At 56.8% G+C, this 18,311-nt stretch carries 15 protein-coding genes; 9 read left to right on the top strand and 6 right to left on the bottom strand.

The features are described 5' to 3' along the window. The first annotated feature begins 304 nt into the window (after nt 1-304). Nucleotides 305-916 carry a transglutaminase-like cysteine peptidase gene (locus FHS21_RS09175; RefSeq protein ID WP_112524792.1) on the top strand — a complete coding sequence of 204 codons (612 nt, stop codon included), beginning with the start codon at nt 305-307 and terminating at the stop codon, nt 914-916. A 100-nt stretch (nt 917-1,016) separates the two neighbouring features. On the opposite strand, the gene FHS21_RS09170 is transcribed toward FHS21_RS09175, so the two are convergent. From FHS21_RS09170 to FHS21_RS09150, 5 genes are all read right to left on the bottom strand, one after another. Further along, nucleotides 1,017-2,546: a YifB family Mg chelatase-like AAA ATPase gene (locus tag FHS21_RS09170; protein ID WP_112524789.1), complete on the bottom strand. Its 1,530-nt coding sequence runs from the start codon at nt 2,544-2,546 to the stop codon at nt 1,017-1,019. A 116-nt stretch (nt 2,547-2,662) separates the two neighbouring features. Then, nucleotides 2,663-3,604, bottom strand: coding sequence for a glutathione synthase (gene gshB, locus FHS21_RS09165; RefSeq protein ID WP_112524786.1), 942 nt, complete (start codon nt 3,602-3,604; stop codon nt 2,663-2,665). Nucleotides 3,605-3,698: 94 nt separating this feature from the next. Continuing rightward, a complete protein-coding gene (locus FHS21_RS09160; RefSeq protein WP_183661873.1) occupies nt 3,699-4,004 on the bottom strand; it encodes a septal ring lytic transglycosylase RlpA family protein in 306 nt (101 codons plus the stop codon). 473 nt (nt 4,005-4,477) lie between these two features. Next, nucleotides 4,478-5,668, bottom strand: a complete 1,191-nt coding sequence (gene uxuA, locus FHS21_RS09155; RefSeq protein WP_112524780.1) for a mannonate dehydratase — start codon at nt 5,666-5,668, stop codon at nt 4,478-4,480. 34 nt (nt 5,669-5,702) lie between these two features. After that, on the bottom strand, nt 5,703-6,479 hold the full coding sequence (locus FHS21_RS09150) for a GntR family transcriptional regulator (RefSeq protein WP_112524778.1): 777 nt from the start codon (nt 6,477-6,479) through the stop codon (nt 5,703-5,705). Nucleotides 6,480-6,742: 263 nt separating this feature from the next. On the opposite strand from FHS21_RS09150, the gene uxaC reads away from it, so the two are divergent. From uxaC to FHS21_RS09120, 6 genes are all read left to right on the top strand, one after another. Further along, nucleotides 6,743-8,140, top strand: a complete 1,398-nt coding sequence (gene uxaC / locus FHS21_RS09145) for a glucuronate isomerase (protein WP_112524775.1) — start codon at nt 6,743-6,745, stop codon at nt 8,138-8,140. A gap of 27 nt (nt 8,141-8,167) precedes the next feature. Continuing rightward, on the top strand, nt 8,168-9,646 hold the full coding sequence (locus FHS21_RS09140; protein ID WP_112524772.1) for a mannitol dehydrogenase family protein: 1,479 nt from the start codon (nt 8,168-8,170) through the stop codon (nt 9,644-9,646). Nucleotides 9,647-9,770: 124 nt separating this feature from the next. Then, nucleotides 9,771-10,949: an ABC transporter substrate-binding protein gene (locus FHS21_RS09135; protein ID WP_112525196.1), complete on the top strand. Its 1,179-nt coding sequence runs from the start codon at nt 9,771-9,773 to the stop codon at nt 10,947-10,949. A 62-nt stretch (nt 10,950-11,011) separates the two neighbouring features. After that, nucleotides 11,012-12,079: an ABC transporter ATP-binding protein gene (locus tag FHS21_RS09130; RefSeq protein WP_112524769.1), complete on the top strand. Its 1,068-nt coding sequence runs from the start codon at nt 11,012-11,014 to the stop codon at nt 12,077-12,079. 6 nt (nt 12,080-12,085) lie between these two features. Then, entirely contained in the window at nt 12,086-12,991 is a 906-nt protein-coding gene (locus FHS21_RS09125; protein ID WP_183661722.1) for an ABC transporter permease, read from the top strand. A 2-nt stretch (nt 12,992-12,993) separates the two neighbouring features. Then, nucleotides 12,994-13,839 (top strand): ABC transporter permease, encoded by an 846-nt coding sequence (locus tag FHS21_RS09120; protein ID WP_112524764.1) that lies wholly within the window; start codon nt 12,994-12,996, stop codon nt 13,837-13,839. 4 nt (nt 13,840-13,843) lie between these two features. On the opposite strand, the gene FHS21_RS09115 is transcribed toward FHS21_RS09120, so the two are convergent. Next, the gene (locus FHS21_RS09115) at nt 13,844-15,370 is read right to left on the bottom strand and encodes a D-arabinonate dehydratase (RefSeq protein WP_112524761.1); all 1,527 of its coding nucleotides are present in this window, start codon (nt 15,368-15,370) and stop codon (nt 13,844-13,846) included. Between the two features lie 562 nt (nt 15,371-15,932). Between FHS21_RS09115 and FHS21_RS09110 the strand changes: the two genes are divergently transcribed. Both FHS21_RS09110 and FHS21_RS09105 read left to right on the top strand, forming a co-directional pair. Further along, nucleotides 15,933-17,420 carry a calcium-binding protein gene (locus FHS21_RS09110; RefSeq protein WP_183661720.1) on the top strand — a complete coding sequence of 496 codons (1,488 nt, stop codon included), beginning with the start codon at nt 15,933-15,935 and terminating at the stop codon, nt 17,418-17,420. A gap of 12 nt (nt 17,421-17,432) precedes the next feature. Continuing rightward, nucleotides 17,433-18,311, top strand: an 879-nt coding sequence (locus FHS21_RS09105; protein ID WP_312879858.1) for a calcium-binding protein, incomplete at its 3' end; no start/stop codon positions are given.

Genomic DNA, 18,311 nt, shown 5'->3' with positions numbered 1-18,311 from the left:
CCGTATCAAAGCGATTGGTAGTCTTGCTTATCGCGGTCCCTCTCGTTTTGACAATAAACCATTTGAAATCAATAGGCTATCGTATGGTTCCCAGTGGCCAAAATCTTGTGCCGGCCCGAATTTCGAGTAGCCGACGCAATTTCTGACGCATCGCTGGAGCCCTCATGAATATTGGGGGAATGCGAAATTTCAAATTTTAACCATATATTAACAATGGCTGGATCGTGGCGCCATTGTGATTGACTCGTGTCCCCTCCCGCCATTAACGTTTTGTTAACGATAGCGATCGGGTCTGGAGTAAAGCATGTTCGGGGTAGAAGGGGTTGTAAAGACCATAGTCGCCATGGCGCTCTTCGCGGGTACGCTTGGCGCAAACGTCGCTTTTGCCTCCGAAGCATTCATGACCACCGGAGGGCTGACATCACAGCCAATCGGCCATTATGAATTCTGCAAGCGGCTCCCGGAAGAATGCTCCATCCGCAGCCGGAATGTCATGCCCGAAAAGATGAACCATGATTTTTGGCAGTTGATCGTCAACGTCAACAGCAATGACAACCATAAGATCAAGCCATTGACCGATATGGAAATCTACGGCGTTGAAGAGTATTGGGCCTATCCCGACAAGGTTGGCGATTGCGAGGATTATGTCCTTTTGAAGCGACGCGACCTGATGCAGTCGGGCATTTCTCCGGCAAATCTATTGATTACCGTGGTGCGCAAGCCCGATGGTGAAGGTCACGCTGTGCTGACCGTCCGCACTGACAAGGGCGACTTCGTCCTTGATAACCTTGTTGACGGCGTAAAGAACTGGTCAGAAACCCCATATACCTACCTTAAACGTCAGGCGACCAACAATTCGGGTCGCTGGGTCAGCATTGAGGCTCCCACGAATATTCTGGTTGGTTCGGTCCAATAATCGGGCGAAGTCGACCTCAACCTATTTCGAAAACTGCCAGATCAGAAGGTCTGGCAGTTTTTATGTGTGTTAACGGAATCGCGTCATGAGGTAGCTCTGCTCAAGCTGTCGACATCGAATCCGCACCCATCCGGTACGAGATGGCTTCGGCAAGATGAATGCGCCCGACGATTTCTTGTCCGTCGAGGTCTGCAAGGGTCCGCGCAACTTTTAACACCCGATGATAGGCCCGGGCGGAGAAGCGCATTTGCTCGCTCGCCTGCTGCAGCAACGAAACACCGGGTCCATCCGGTTGTGCCACCTGTTCGATAAGCGCAACGGAGCACTGAGAATTTGTGGTGATGGTTGGAAAACCCAATTCCTCATAACGCCTTTTTTGGATTGTCCGCGCTCGCGCGACCCGTTCAGCGACGGATGCGCTGCTTTCCGAAGAGTGCGGGCGTATGAGATCGGTAGCACTCACGGACGGGACGTCAATCCTGATGTCGATACGGTCCAGAAGAGGCCCAGAAATCCTTGCCTGGTAATCCTGCCGGCACCGTGGCCCCCTCGCACATTGATGGCCGGGTTCCCCCGCCATGCCGCAGCGGCACGGGTTCATCGCCGCAACAAGCTGGATCTGCGCCGGATAGGAGATACGGTGATTGGCGCGCGCGATCATGCATTCGCCAGTCTCCAGTGGCTGGCGCAATGAATCCAGGACCTGCGGTGTAAACTCGGGAAATTCATCGAGAAACAGCACGCCGCGATGGGCCAGCGAGACTTCCCCCGGCCTTGCCCGGATACCACCTCCAACCATAGCCGCCATGGATGCCGAGTGATGCGGCGCGCGAAATGGTCGTCTGTCCGTCAACTTGCCGCCCATGAGTTCGCCGGCGATCGAGGCGATCATCGAGACATCGAGCAACTCACGCGGCAGCAATGGCGGAAGGACGGAGGGCAGACGCTGCGCCAGCATGGATTTGCCGGATCCTGGCGGGCCCATCATCAAGAGGTTGTGCCCACCCGCTGCCGCGACCTCCAGCGCGCGCCGCGCACTTTCCTGGCCCCTTATGTCTGCAAGATCTGGCAGTCCCATCGCGCTCGTATGCATGACGGGCTCAGGACGTGACAGGACCTGTGTACCGCGAAAATGATTGGCCAGCTGGATCAAACTGCGCGGCGCAAGGATATCGATGTCGGAGCCGGCCCATGCGGCTTCCGGGCCACAGGATGCCGGGCATATCAGCCCCTTCTCTTGTCGGTTGGCAGCAATTGCTGCGGGCAGCACACCCGCGACATGGGTGATGGTTCCATCAAGCGACAGTTCACCGAGCACTACATAGTTCTGAAGTGCGTCGGCAGGCATGGCGCCAAGCCCTGCCATCAATCCCACGGCGATCGGCAGATCGTAATGGCTTCCTTCCTTGGGCAAATCGGCAGGCGCGAGATTCACTGTCACCTTCTTGACGGGCATTGAAAGCCCGGAGGCATGTAGTGCCGCCTGGACCCGCTCCCGGCTTTCGGCGACTGCCTTGTCCGGAAGACCAACGATATGCATTCCCATTTTGCCGGGGGCAATCATCACCTGCACATCGACAGGCTGAGCTTCAATACCCTGGAAGGCAACCGTACGAACGCGGGTAACCATGAAATCTTTCTTGAAAAATGCAGACGTTTGAAAATGAAGAATGCTAAAGAACGTACATCAGCACACTTCAATCTGCATGACAAGAACAATAAGAGAACAGATCGGAGGGATGAGAATTACTGACGTTTGGCTTCCACCGCATCCCAAAACAGCGCCGAAATATCTGCACCACCGAAACGCTTGACCTCGCGAACGCCCGTCGGAGAAGTGACATTGATCTCGGTCATATAGTCACCGATCACGTCAATACCCACCAGAATGAAACCGCGCTCGCGCAAGGACGGTCCAATACGCGCGCAGATTTCGCGTTCTCGATCCGTGAGTTCGGTCTTCTCGGCACGACCGCCCACATGCATGTTGGAACGCGAATCGGTTTCAGATGGCACTCGGTTGATGGCGCCAACAGGCTCGCCATCGATCAGGATGATACGTTTGTCACCCGAGCGCACATCTTTCAAATAACGCTGCGCAATGAATGGTTCGCGGAACATCTGGCCGAACATTTCCAGCAATGACGTCAAGTTGCGGTCGCCATCGGCGAGGTGAAACACACCTGCGCCGCCATTGCCATAAAGCGGTTTCAGAATGATATCGCCGAATTCCTTGCGGAATGCCGCGATTTCCAATGGATCCTTGGTGATCAGCGTTTCCGGCATTAGATCGGGGAACTCGGTGACGAAAATCTTCTCGGGGCTGTTGCGCACCCAAGCAGGATCGTTGACGACAAGCGTCTTCGGATGGATCCGCTCCAGCATGTGCGTGGTCGTGATGTAATGCATGTCGAAGGGCGGGTCCTGGCGTAGCAGAACCACGTCCATTTCCGACAGATCGCGCGAAATCGGTTCTCCCAGCGTATAATAATCGCCTTCGATATCGCGGACGCTGAGTTCTTCCACGCGTGCAGAAACCACGCCATCGCGCATGCTGAGCCTGTCGGGGGTATAGTGGTAGAGTATGTGACCGCGTTTTTGCGCCTCGAGGCAAAGCGCAAAGGTTGTATCGCCAGCGATCCGGATCGAATTGATATGGTCCATCTGGACCGCGACTTTGAGTGCCATGGAACGTCCCCCGACAGGATTAGGAGTGTTCACATGGCGATGTCACGTTCAATGGTCAAGGTCAATGCCGAGACGGCATCAACATCCTGCGAGGTTACAAGCGGGCCATGCAGATATTGGTGTGGCCAGCGCCGATAAAGCCAAGGCGGCTAGCTGCACCTTTCGAGAGATCCAGCATGCGGCCCCTGACAAACGGCCCCCGATCGTTGATGCGCACCACGACCGTCTTGCCATTGCGCTGGTTGGTTACTTTGACGCGCGAGCCGAGCGGCAAGGTGCGATGAGCTGCGGTGAGAGCGGAGGGATTCATCCGTTCACCGGAAGCGGTTCTAGAATGAAGAGCGTACCAGGAAGCACCGCCACAGGCCGAACCGGCACTGGCGGATACAGCGCCCAACATTAGAAAAAGGATGGATGAAATAAGTACCGTGCGGATACTTGCGAAGGAGATCATGTGAAATTCACACTTGTGGTAGCCCGCGGCAAAACTGCCGGACTGAAGACACACGCGTAGAGATTGACCCCCGGGCAAGTAGATCGTGGCGTGAGCGAGTAGCTCCCTCTATTTTGGAGAAATGTGGCCTTGGGGTGACCCGTTTCCGAAACTTTGTCGAGACCAATCCGAAATATGATCTAAGTTACTCAAAAAACTCGTCTTAATATGATTCAAAAAGTGATGACCGATGCTTGCAGTTAAATGCGGTATGACTGCAAACGGTCGACAATATGGCCACAATGTGATGAATTATAATAGAATTATTTAGCGTCGATTGCATATTGGCTAATACGTAAAAAAATCGGTGTACCTTTGGATGTAGAAAAGCCCCGGTTCGCGAAAAACCAGGGCTTTAAAAACTAAAAGATCGATCCGGATTATGCCAGCGCGGAGGCATCCAGTGCATGTATAATTCCGCGCAGTTCGGCAAGGCCGCGCAGGCGACCAATCGCCGGATAACCTGGCGTCACGTCCTTGTTCAGATCGTCGAGCATGCGGTGTCCATGATCGGAGCGGAAAATGATACTGTTTGCCTTGTCGCGCTTGCGGTCTTCGGTGAGAAGCTCGCGCAACACCGCCACCATATCCACGTCGCCTTCAAGGTGAGCCGCTTCGTGAAAGCTGCGGCCATCACCTTCGCGGGTCGTCGCCCGCAGGTGGGTGAAGTGGATGCGTGAAGCAAAGTGCCTGGCGATCTTGGGCAGGTCATTGTCAGTCCGCACACCAAGACTGCCAGTACAAAGGCACATGCCATTTGCAGGGGAGGGTACTGCATCGAACAGCGCCGCATAGTCTGCTTCAGTCGAAGCAATACGCGGCAGGCCGAAGAGCGAACGGGGCGGATCATCCGGATGCAAGGTCAGCTTTACGCCGAGTTCATCGGCAACCGGTGTCACAACCTCCAGGAATTCAATCAGATGCTGACGCAGGCGGTTCGCATCGATGCCGGAATAGGTTTCGAGCCTATCGCGGAACGCCGGTATGGTCAGCGGTTCGGTGGTCGAGCCAGGGAGCGCGCTGGCGATATTGCGCGTAAGCTCAGCGATTTCCTGGGCACCCATGGCATTATAAAGGTCGCCGGCAATCTCGCGGTCAGCCTTTGAGTAATCATTTTCGGCACCGTCTCGCTGCAGGATGTGCAAATCGAACACAGCGAACACGTTGTGGTCGAAGCGCATGGCCGTCGAACCGGTAGGCGTGACATAGTCGAGATCGGTGCGGCACCAGTCGACCACGGGCATGAAGTTGTAGCAGATGACCTTGATGTCATTGGCCGCAAGTGCTTCCATGCTAGCGATCCAGGCGGCAATCTCATGTTTGGCAGCACCGCCGAGGCGCTTCACCGCATCAGGAATCGGAATGCTCTCGACCACCGACCAGGTCAGCGGTGTCCGCCCGGCAGGTGTCGATTCGATCAATGATTTACGCTCGTGCACCTGCGCTATTGTCCATGCTTCACCAATTGGAACCTCGTGGAGCGCCGAAACGATATCGGTCGCGCCGGCCTGCCGCACGTTATCGAGTGAGACACCGGCTTTTGGGCCAAACCATCGCCATGCCTGACGCATTCATTCCTCCGTCAAATTATATCGCCGATCCCATTCAAACAAATGATCCTGGGTGGCTCTTTCTCAAGGTTTCAATATCGGGGATGACGGCATTCAGATGCTGTTTCATCGCCGCACAGGCGGCCGGCACGTCATGGGCTTCGATGGCATTACGAATGATCTGGTGCTCGGAAAGAACATGCTCCATGCGGCCCAAACCCGGCAACGTCATACGCCGCGCCCGATCGATCTGCACCTTCACTGGCTTGAGATAGTGCCAGATGCCCGGATGGCCGGAAATTCCGGCAATCGCTTCGTGGAAAGCCTCGTCGGCCTCGTGAAACGCGCTCGTGTTCTGACGATCGGCAAAAAAGCGCTGGCGGGCAAGGATTTCATCGAGCCATTCGACATCCTTGGCCGTTGCGACGGCCGCCGCACGCTCCACGGTTGCTCCCTCGAGCGCCTGGCGGATCACCACAGCCTCGGGGATCAGGGCAACAGGAATGCGGGCGACAAATGTTCCCGATTGCGGAAAGACATCGACAAGTCCGTCTTCAACCAAGCGGATCAACGCTTCGCGCACCGGCGTGCGACTGACGCCAAAGCGTTCGGTCAGGACCTTCTCATTGAGGGCAGTTCCCGGTGTCATCTCCATCGCTACGATGGCTGCGTGCAGCTCGCGGTAAATTGCGGTGGCAGTGGTCATCCGCCCGGCCGGTGCCCCGCGAGGTCCGGGGCTTGTCGCGCGCGCACCGCGATTGACACCTGAAGTTCGCACCTCGGACGGCGTTGCAATGGCTAAGCCTTTGTCTCCCTGGTTCTCTGCTGTCATTGCAGTGCTCCATTTCCATCTTCACGGATCATCCGATCTATTGAATGATGGAATTCTATTTGAATTCATAGTCCGAGACCGGCGTTATGCGATGATATCAAATGCATTCAGTTTCGGTTGACATACTAATATATTATTATTTACTGTTCGCCAAGATCATCGTTACCAATGTTCACAAATGGCGCAACCTGCCATCATAAACGGAGCATTAACGGCTTCGCATCCAGGTCGGTGCAGGCACGATGTGGTAGCAAGGACGCATAATGGCACTTCATCCTGATCGACTTTTCCCAATCGAACCCGATGCACGGGGGATTGCCCGCCGTCTGTTCAGCGCGGTCGAGAGGCTGCCGATTATCGCGCCACATGGTCACACCGATCCGCTTTGGTACGCCAATGACGAAGCCTTTCCGGACCCGGCGAGCCTGTTCGTCAAGCCAGATCATTATATTTTTCGCATGCTCTATTCACAGGGTGTGAGGTTGGAAGATCTTGGCGTGCCGCGTCAGGATGGAGGCCCGGTTGAGGCTGACGGCCGCAAGATATGGCGGCTGTTTGCGAAGAACTTCTATCTGTTTAGGGGCACACCCTCCCGCCTGTGGTTCGAGCATGCACTGGAAACGGTTTTCGGCATTGAGGAGCGGCTTGGCGAGAAGAATGCAGATGCGCTTTATGATCGGATTGCAGAGCGCCTGACAGAACCATCCATGCGTCCGCGGGCGCTCTACAAACAGTTTGGCATTGAAGTCATCTCGACGACCGATGCGGCGACCGATCAACTCGCAGCGCACGATGCGATCTTGAAGTCAGGTTGGGATGGCCGCGTCATTCCTGCCTACCGCCCCGATGCGGTCGTAGATGCGTCTCGTACGGACTTTATCACCAACGTAGAGGATTTCGTTGCGCTTGCAGGCACCAAGCTCGACTATGAGGGATATCTCGAAGCGCATCGGGTGCGCCGTGCCTATTTCAAACGGCGTGGCGCCACGTCGAGCGATCACGGTCATCCGAACGCGCGTACCGCTGATCTTCCTGTCTCTGCGGCGTCAGCGTTATTCGAACGCGTGCTAAAAGGTGCTTCGCCTGAAGATGCTGACCTCTTCCGCGCACAGATGCTGACGGAAATGGCACGAATGAGTATCGAGGATGGTCTGGTCATGCAGATTCATCCCGGCTCCTACCGAAATCACAATCCCGCTCTGTTCGAACGGTTTGGAACGGACAAGGGCGCCGATATTCCGCGCTCGACCGGCTACGTCGAGGAACTGAAACCTCTGCTTGACGCGTTTGGCAACGATCCTCGCTTGACGCTTGTCCTCTTCACCCTCGATGAGACCAGCTACAGCCGGGAACTCGCGCCTCTCGCGGGCCATTATCCAGCTCTGCGCCTTGGCCCCGCATGGTGGTTCCATGATAGTCCGGAAGGTATGCGCCGCTTCCGTGAACTGACCACGGAGACCGCTGGCTTCTACAATACGGTTGGCTTTAACGACGATACGCGTGCCTATATGTCCATTCCCGCGCGCCATGACATGGCGCGTCGTGTCGACTGCGCGTATCTGGCTCGGCTCGTTGCCGATCACAGGTTGGAGGAGGACGAGGCGGTGGAAATCGCGCATGATCTTGCCTACCGCCTGGCGAAACAGACTTACAAGCTTTGAAATAGAAACCACAATTGCAGGCACAGAATGACTGAAATGCTCCGCCTCTCCGACTCGACGCTGCATCATCTGGCATCGAATGTGAAGCAACCCGGCTATGATCGAAGCCCGGCTCGAATTGGTATCGTGCATCTCGGCATCGGTGCATTCCACAGAGCACATCAGGCCGTCTATACGGACAGCGTACTCGCCAGTGGCGACAATCGCTGGGGCATACTGGGCGTTTCGTTGCGCAGTGGCGATACGAAAGAGGCAATCGAACCGCAAGACGGACTTTACACTGTCGCATCCCGCGATGGCGGCGGCGATAGCTTCCGTGTGATCGGCAGTGTCGCAAAAGTTCTGGTCGCACCCGAAAATCCGGAATCAGTGCTCGCTGCGATGGCAGATCCCGGCGTCAGGATCGTTTCCCTGACCGTGACGGAAAAAGGATATTGCTATTCGCCCGCCACCGCCTCGCTCGACGAATCTCACGCCGATATCGTTCATGACCTTGCTGAACCTGCTGCACCGCGCTCAGCTATTGGTTTTATCGTTGAAGCGCTGGCCCGGCGCCGCGCGAATGGTACCGCGCCTTTCACGCTGTTGTCGTGCGATAACCTTCCCTCCAATGGCGAAACGCTAAAGCGGGTGGTCACACGTTTCGCCGAACTGCGCGACGCTGGGCTTGGGCGGTATATTGGCGAAAGTATCGCCTTTCCCTCGACCATGGTTGACCGGATTGTCCCGGCTACAACCGATGCTGATCGCGCCACGACGGCACGGGCTACGGGACTATTCGATGCATGGCCGATCATGACCGAGCCTTTCACACAGTGGGTGGTGGAGGATCATTTTCCTTCCGGCCGCCCGGCATGGGAGAAATTCGGCGCAACATTCGTCGATAATGTCGATGCATTCGAACTGATGAAACTTCGGCTCTTGAATGGCAGCCACTCAACCCTGGCTTATCTCGGTTATCTCGCGGGTCACGAGACGGTCTCCGATGTGATGAAGGCGGAGGGCTTCAGCGCATTCATTGAAACCATGATGGACGAAGAGATCACGTCGACACTTCCACCGCTTCCAGGATTTGATCTGAACGCCTACAAAGCTCAGCTACGCGAACGCTTTCGCAACCCGGCGCTGCGCCATCGCACGTGGCAGATCGCCATGGACGGCTCGCAGAAATTGCCGCAACGCTTGTTGAACACGATCCGGCAGCGTTTGGAACAGAAGAAACCTTTCGACCGTCTCGCTCTCGGCGTCGCCGGCTGGATGCGCTACGCTACGGGAGTGGACGAAAACGGCAAGCCAATCGATGTGCGCGATCCGTTTGCCGATCAATTTAAGCAGCGCACAACCGGGAAAACCTCTGACGACCTTATGAATGCCTATCTCGGTCTTGACCAGATCTTCGGCAAAGATCTTCCCGGAAACCAGGAATTTCGCCAAACCGTCGGCCACGCTCTGGAAAAGCTTCTAGAGGATGGCGCGGCACGAACCGTTGCCGGGATGACGTCATAAGGCGCAAAAGCCCTTGCTATCTCGATCTGATAGATTAATATATCAAATCTCGACTGCGGCCGGATACTGGGAACCCCGGCCATGCCTGAAAACGGGGCGTTGAGCCAACAGGGAGGAAACCATGATCCGCATCACACGCAGACAAGCCATTGGCGGTCTGGCAGCAGTCGCCACGTTGCCTGCAACGCGACTATTTGCTCAGTCCAAACTTGCGCTGCCAACCTCACCCGTAGCACTGAATATCGCCGACGTAGCGGGCAATCTAGCGCTGACGCAGACAGCCATCGAGAATTACGCCAAGGCCAAGCCGGAACTTGTATCGAAGATCACCTTCACCAAGGCGCCAGCTCCGGAACTTCCGGGCAAGATCAAGGCTCAGCAGGCGGCAAACAGGCTGGATATCGATCTCGTTCTGACAGGTACCGATGCCCTCTCTGCAGGTATCGCTCAGGACCTGTGGATCAAGCTTTTGCCGGATCACTCCGCCTCTCTGCCCGATCTGGCGGCAATCTATCTTGAACCTGCCCATCGCATGCTAGCGCTCGGTAAAGACGTCGGTGTGGTGGTCACCTATTACCCATCCGGCCCGCTGCTCGAATATATGCCCGATCGCGTCAAGAAGGTACCAACCACAGCGGAAGAGCTTCTGGCCTGGGCCAAGGAAAACCCCAACAAGTTTCTCTATGCACGCCCTGCAAATTCCGGCCCCGGCCGCACTTTCCTGATGGGCCTGCCTTACCTCCTCGGCGACACTGATCCGCGTGATCCGGTAAAAGGCTGGGACAAAACTTGGACCTACCTCAAGGAGCTGCATAAATATATCGAGTACTATCCGACCGGCACTGGCGCTTTGATGAAGGAACTCGGTGAAGGCACGCGCGACATGACTGTCTCCACCACCGGCTGGGATATCAATCCGCGTGTGCTTGGGGTCGTTCCGAAGGAAGCGGCAGTCGCGACCCTCAAAGGTTTTCACTGGGTCGCCGATGCTCATTACATGTGCGTTCCGAAAGGCATTGCGGACGACAAGCTTGCGGTCCTTCTCGATATGATGAGCTTCCTGCTGACACCTGAACAACAGGCTTTCACCTATGATCAGGGTTATTTCTATCCGGGTCCGGCGGTGAAGGATGTGCCGATCACCATGGCTCCGCAAGAAAGCCAGGATGCGATCGCAGAGTTCGGCCGCAAGGAATACGCAGATTGGATTGCCAATAATCCCGTCGAAATTCCGCTGGAGCCATCTTCGATGGTCGTTGCATTCCGCCGTTGGGATGAAGAAGTCGCGGGCAAGAAGTCCTGAAATTACCGATCATCGCATCATCCGGAGGCTGTCCGGGTGATGTCCGTTTATAAGGGTACCCGATGCTGCTTGCGTCATCGCCATTCAGTGAGATCCGGCTTGACCGGATGAGCCGCGCTTTTGGAACGCACAACGCGTTGAAGGATGTATCGCTATCGATCCGCAAGGGTGAATTCATCGCATTGCTCGGGCCGTCCGGTTGCGGCAAGTCAACGGCGCTCAACTGCATTGCCGGACTGTTATCGACGACGGGTGGAGGCATTTTCATCGACGACAAGCGCATCGATACACTAAAGCCGGAGGATCGCGGCTTCGGCATGGTCTTCCAGAATTATGCGCTGTTTCCCCACATGACGGTGCGCCAAAATATCGGATTCGGCCTCAAGATGCGCAAGGTTGCCAAGGCGGAGATGGAAAAGCGTGTTGAAGAGGCGCTGAATCTAGTCCGCCTGCAAGGACAGGGCCATAAATTGCCGGGGCAATTGTCGGGCGGCCAGCAACAGCGCGTTGCGATTGCACGGGCGATTGTCATTGAGCCGCCGCTGGTATTGATGGACGAGCCGCTATCCAACCTTGATGCCAAGTTGCGCCTTGAGATGCGTGCCGAAATTCGCCGCATCCACAATCAGCTTGGCGCCACCACTGTCTACGTCACCCATGATCAGGACGAGGCCTTGTCTTTGGCGGATCGCGTCGTCGTGCTGCGTGATGGTGAAATACGTCAGGTGGGCGCACCAAGCGATCTTTACGAACGACCCGATCATTTGGACGTCGCCGAGTTCATGGGCTACCGCAATCGCCTGACCGGCAAGGTCGTCGGCACGGATGGTGATCGCACCAGCGTTGTCGTTGGCAAAGCCATGTTGACGGGGACTGCACGGGATAATTTGAAAGTCGGTGATAGCGCTGTTATCGCGGCCCGGGCCGACGACGTCGTTGCCGGCCAAAAGTCTGATAAAACCGTCGAGGCTGTTGTCGAGACCATCGAATATCGCGGGCGCGAATTCGTTGGAACGGCGCGTACGGCGGAGGGTCTGGAGCTCGTCTTTCATGCGCCGCAAACGGCCGAGCTTGGCAGTTCGATCTGGCTCTCCATAGATCCGGCGCGCGCGCTGGCTTTTGCGGCGTAACGGCAAATGGCGAGCATTATCTCAACCCCCTTCGACAATCGCATGTCGCTGCGGCGCCGACTGGCGCTGCGGGGCATTGATGGTGTTACTCTCCTTGTCCTGCCAGCGGTACTCTTTCTCCTGGCTGTATTCATTTATCCCTTTATCTACGGGTTGATTTTGTCATTCACCCCGGCCGAGGGAGGCGCCTTTGCCAACTATAGAAAATTCTTCTCCGATCCGTTTTTGTATGACACCATCCTGACCACGCTGTGGCTGGCTGTGCCGGTGACGATCATCAGCATAGCCATCGCGCTACCGGTGGCTTTCCGTGTGCGGCTGATGACGCATCAGAGGCTTCTCACGACCATCCTGGTTTTGCCAGTGACGCTTGGCACGGTGCTTGTTGCAGAAGGCCTGTTGAACTATCTCGGCCCACAGGGTTGGTTCAGCCGGACATTGATGCTTCTTGGCGCAATCGATCGGCCACTCAAATTGACCAACAATTATTGGGGCGTTTTCGCTTCCCTGATCATCACAGGCTTTCCGTTCACGTTTCTGCTTACCCTGTCCTATGTCTCGGGCATCGATCCGGCTCTGGAGCAGGCGGCAGCCACGCACGGCGCCAGGAGCTGGCAGCGCTTCCGTTATGTCATGCTGCCCTTGCTGATTCCCGGTCTTGCCATCTCCTTCTGTCTGTCGTTTGTCCAGGCCTTCGCCGTGTTCCCCTCGGCCATCCTGCTTGGTGCGCCAGCGGGACCGACGCGCGTCATCTCCATCGCCGCCTATCAGGCAGCCTTCGAGCAGTATGACTATTCCATGGCTTCAGCCGTCGCGATGATCATGGCGGTGGTACAACTGCTCATCGTCGTGGCGATCCTTGGTATCCGCAATATGTTCTATCGCGGCTCGACCGCGGGCGGAAAGGGCTGACAATGATCCGCGACACAACCATCGGTGCCAAAATCTGGATCACTGCTGTCTGGGCAGTCGTCGTCTTTTTTATCATCAATCTGGTGGCGATGATCGCCACCGTTATCATTTCTTCGTTCGGCACACGCTGGCTTGGCACATGGCTACCCGCTGGCTGGACAACGAAGTGGTACTTCACTGCGTGGTCGGAGTTCCAGCTGAGTGACGTGCTCATTGTCACCTTCCAGATTGTCTTTACCGTTGTCGCTTTGTCTGGCCTCCTCGGTGTGACCGCCGCCTACGCACTGGCACGGCGCGATTTTCCTGGCAAAAAACTGGTCATGCTGCTGTTCCTGCTGCCGCTGCTGGTGCCGCCGATCACCTTCGGCATCCCGCTCGCCACGGTGCTGTATCAGGCTGGCGTCGGTGGCACTTTTTGGGGCGTTGTTCTTGCCAATCTCGTGCCGACGGTTCCCTTCGTGATCCTCGTCATGATCCCGTTCATCGAACAGATCGATCCAAAGATTGAGGCGGCGGCGCGCGTGTTCGGCGCCGGAACATTCCAGCTGTTCAGACATGTGCTACTGCCCATGCTGCTGCCGGGTATTCTGGCGGCCCTGCTGCTGGTTCTGGTGCGTACTGTAGCGATGTTCGAGCTGACATTCCTTACGGCGGGCCCGACCAGCCAAACGCTTGTCGTCGCGCTTTACTATTCGGTCTTTGCTTCAGGCGTCCGTGCTGTGCAATCGATCGATGCGATGGCTGTGGTCTATATGGCCACGACGCTGGTCTGGTTGTTGGTCGCGCTGCGTTTTGTCAATCCAACGCAGATCGTAGCCCGCGCCAAACAGCAGCAGACCACCGCATAGAGCATTACATCGTGGCGCCGATCTGCCAGGGGACGAATTCTGCATCGCCATAGCCGAGTTCTTCGGATTTGCTGCGCTGGCCTGAAGCGATCTTCAGAATATGCTCGAAAATCTCTCTGCCCTTGTCCTCGATTGACACGCCATCGAGCACATCGCCGCAATTGATGTCCATGTCCTCGATCATCTGGGTATACATGGGCGTATTGGTGGCAAGCTTGATCGATGGCGTCGGCTTGCAACCATAGGCCGAACCACGCCCTGTGGTGAAGGCGAGGATGTTGGCACCGCCCGCGACCTGTCCCGTTGCTGAAACTGGATCATAGCCGGGCGTGTCCATGAAAACGAGACCATGCGCGGTGACAGGCTCGGCATAACCATAAACCGCTTCAAGCGGTGTCGTGCCGGATTTGGCCACGGCCCCGAGGGACTTTTCCAGAATTGTGGTCAAGCCGCCAGCCTTGTTTCCGGGCGAGGGATTATTGTTCATTTCCATCTTGTTGCGGGCCGTATAATCCTCCCACCAGGCGATGATCGATTGCAGGCGCTCGACAGCTTCCGGGTTGGAAGCGCGCTCGATGAGCAGATGCTCGGCTCCGTAAATTTCCGGTGTTTCCGAAAGGATCGCAGTGCCGCCCTGCTGCACCAGAAGGTCGACGGCGGCGCCGAGAGCCGGGTTGGCGGTGATGCCGGAATAGCCGTCGGAACCGCCACACTGCAAAGCAAGCATAAGTTCTGATGCCGGAATGGTCTCCCGCTTCACATTGGCGGCGGTCGGCAGCATGTCGCGCACGGCAGCAATGCCCGCCTCCATGGTCTTGCGCGTGCCACCGACTTCCTGGATCGTCAGGCTGCGGAACGTGTCACTTTCGACGATATTATAGGCTTCTTTCCAACGGCCGATCTGGAAACCTTCGCAACCCAGACCAACCATCAGCACAGCGGCAATGTTCGGATTGGACGCATAGCCCCACTGGGTACGCTTCAGGACTTCGTAACCTTCGCCTTTGACGTCGAGCGCACAACCGCCGCCATGCACCAGCGGAATAATGCCGTCGATCATCGGATAGTCGTCGAGTAGTCCTGACTTCTGCACCGCCTCTGCGATGAAGCGCGCGACGGAAGCGGAACAGTTCACTGAGGTCAGAACGCCGATATAGTTGCGTGTCCCGGCGCGGCCGTTGGCTCGGCGGAAACCTTCGAACGTTGCGCGCTGCTCTACGGGCAAAATGCCATTTGCAGGAACCAAGTGCGTTGCATCCGGTTCGCGAACAAAATTGCTGTAGTCGAGATTGTGTTCGTGCACCCATTCGCCGGCTTCGATCCGCTTGGAGGCGGAGCCGATGATCTGGCCGAATTTGCGCACAGGTTCACCCGCTGCAATCAAGCGAGAAGCCAGCTTGTGCCCTCGTGGAACGCGGCTTGCCACGGTCACTGCCTCGATTTTTTGGCCCACCTGAAACGTATCGACAGCAACAATAACATTGTCACTGGCGTGAAGGCGCAAGTGCCGGGGAGCGGTAAGCGTGTCCATCGAATTCTCCAACTGGTCAATTAATATATTAATTAGATCCGACGTCAGTTGCAATGTGGCAAGATGGACCTATTACAACCCGTTGCAAGGCTGGTGAGTCGCAATCATTCGATCTCAGGTGTTCTCAACGCCATCGGAAGACCCCAGCGGACGAAAGATCAATCGCTTGCAACCAAATTACACGCGCCGGCTGAAATTCTTGCGCCGTTTTCGTACATTCTTGCATTAGAATCGCTGAGTCTTGTCCCATTTTCTGGCTTTCTTGCGCAAAACATGGATGCGATTCGAGCCCCTGCGTTTGAAAAATTTTCATCGGGAATTTGTAGTCCGTAATTATCGGTGTCGCGTGGAATTTTTTGCCGGTGCGAGCCGTAACGTCTGGTACGGCGGCCCCAAAACAATAATAATTCGAAGCATAAATTAATTCAAAATTTGAAGTACATTTCCATTATATTCTGCGATACTTCGTTATGAAAAATTCATTTGCATGAAATACCAAATTTAGTTCTATATCCAAATATAGCTCAATAAATTCCTTCCTAACTGTCTCAAAATGGGGGCCATGATGGCGCTGAACAATTCCTTGCTCGACCTCCTCAATATTCACCCGGAAAACGGCCTGGACCAGATACTCACCGGTGGCGACGGACCCGACGTCTTGTTCGGGGGCAGCGGCAATGACTTTATCCAGGGCAAGGCCGGCAGCGATCTGCTCTTCGGTTATGAAGGCATCGATACGCTGGCCTATGTCGGTTCATCCGAAGGTGTGATGGTCCACCTTGGCGGCCTCGATGGATCCGGTGCGCTCGGCACATGGGGCGGCGATGCCGAAGGCGACCGGCTAGCCGTCGGTTTCGAGAATCTCGTGGGTTCCGCCTTTGACGACAAGCTCTCAGGCGATGCCGGCGACAATGTGCTCGTCGGCCTGGATGGCAATGACGGTCTTTCCGGTGGTGAAGGCAATGATACGCTCGTTGGTGGCGCAGGCACCGACTGGCTCGATGGCGGAACTGGCGACGACAAGCTCCTCGGCGGTGACGGCGAGGACTATCTCTATGGCCGGGACGGCAATGATACGCTCAATGGCGGTGCGGGCGAGGATCGCCTCGATGGCGGCAATGGCGATGATCACCTTCTTGGCGGTGCCGGCACGGACTGGCTCGATGGCGGAAACGGAGCCGATTATCTCGATGGCGGCGAAGGCAACGATTTGCTCGATGGCGGTCGCGGCAACGATACGCTCATTGGCGGCGCCGGCGACGACGCATTGAACGGTGGCTCCGGCGATGACCGCCTGAACGGCGGTACGGGTAACGACTACATCGCAGGTGGCCAAGGCAGCGACTGGATGGACGGCGGAGCTGGCGACGACCGGCTGGAAGGCGGATCGGGACAGGACTGGCTCTATGGCGGCGATGGCAATGATACGCTCGATGGCGGCATGGGCGAGGACCGGCTGAACGGCGGGGCTGGCGATGACACGCTTGTCGGCGGTTCAGGCCCGGACTGGCTGGATGGCGGCGCGGGCGCCGATCATCTTCTTGGTGGTTCCGGCGATGATTTCCTGCGCGGCGGCGACAACAACGATACGCTCGATGGCGGCGCCGGCAACGATACGCTGAACGGTGGCGCCGGTGATGATCAGCTCATAGGCGGCCCGGGATCCGATATCCTTGCGGGCGGGACCGGTGCGGACACGTTCATATTCGGTCAGGGCGAAACCGGTTTCCAGACCCAGGGCGGACACAGCGCCGTGACCTCGATCGTCGATTTCAACGCCAGCGAAGGCGACAGGATCGATCTCAGCCGGGTCGATGCCGACACGAGCACGTCGGGCAATCAGGATTTCCATTTCATCGGCGAAAGCGACTTCTCCGGCGTCGCTGGCGAATTGCGGGTTTTCCACGCTCCACAGGACCCCTCGGGTGGCACGGCCATCGACCATTGGCTGGTCGAGGGCGACATGAACGGCGATGGTATCGCCGACCTGATCGCCGAGGTCTCGGGGCATGTCGAGGATGGGTTGTCGGTCCATGACTTCGTGATGTGAGGAGTGCACGCGGTGGCGGAAGAGGAACGTCTCCACCAGCAGTTTGGCTACAGCTGGCACACCGCCGTGGTGCGGATTGATGCCTTGGACACAGAGGGAACCTATATCCCTGGTACGTCTGACCGTGACATATTGCATGGAGGTCCGCTTGCCGACTTTATCTCCGGCTATGCTGGCGATGATCGCCTGACCGGAGAGTCAGGCGAAGACCGATTGAATGGCGGCGAAGGCAACGATCATCTCTTCGGCGGCGACGGTGCGGATTTCATCATCGGCGGCAGTGGCAGCGATTGGCTCGACGGTGGAAATGGCGACGATCACATAAGCGGCGGCGAAGGTTCAGACTGGCTTTACGGCCGCGACGGCAACGACGTCATAGCGGGCAACGAAGCAGAGAACCGGCTGAGTGGCGGTAGCGGCAATGACACCATTTCGGCCGGTTCTAAGACGGCGAGCGATACCTTCTATGGCCGCAACTGGGTCGATGGGGGCGCCGGCGCAGACCGGATCGTAACCGGTCTTGGCGATGATTGGGTCCGTGGCGGCGATGGCAATGACCGGATCAGCGGCGGCGGGGGTTCAGACCGCTTGAACGGAGGTGCGGGCAACGATATTCTCGAGGGCGGCGAAGGCAATGATTACCTTGCCGACGGTGAGGGAAACGATTTCATCAGCGGCGGCAAAGGCGATGACGTCATGGCTGGCGGTGCTGGGGATGATCTTTTCATCGGTGGCGTCGGGTCAGGTAATCGTATCGACGGTGGTGATGGCATCGATACCGTGGACTACACGCTCGGCGATGACGTCATGGCTGGCGGTGCTGGGGATGATCTTTTCATCGGTGGCGTCGGGTCAGGTAATCGTATCGACGGTGGTGATGGCATCGATACC

This window comes from Phyllobacterium trifolii (assembly GCF_014192095.1).
GTDB lineage: Bacteria > Pseudomonadota > Alphaproteobacteria > Rhizobiales > Rhizobiaceae > Phyllobacterium > Phyllobacterium trifolii.
This window is presented reverse-complemented; position numbering and strand designations above follow the sequence as displayed.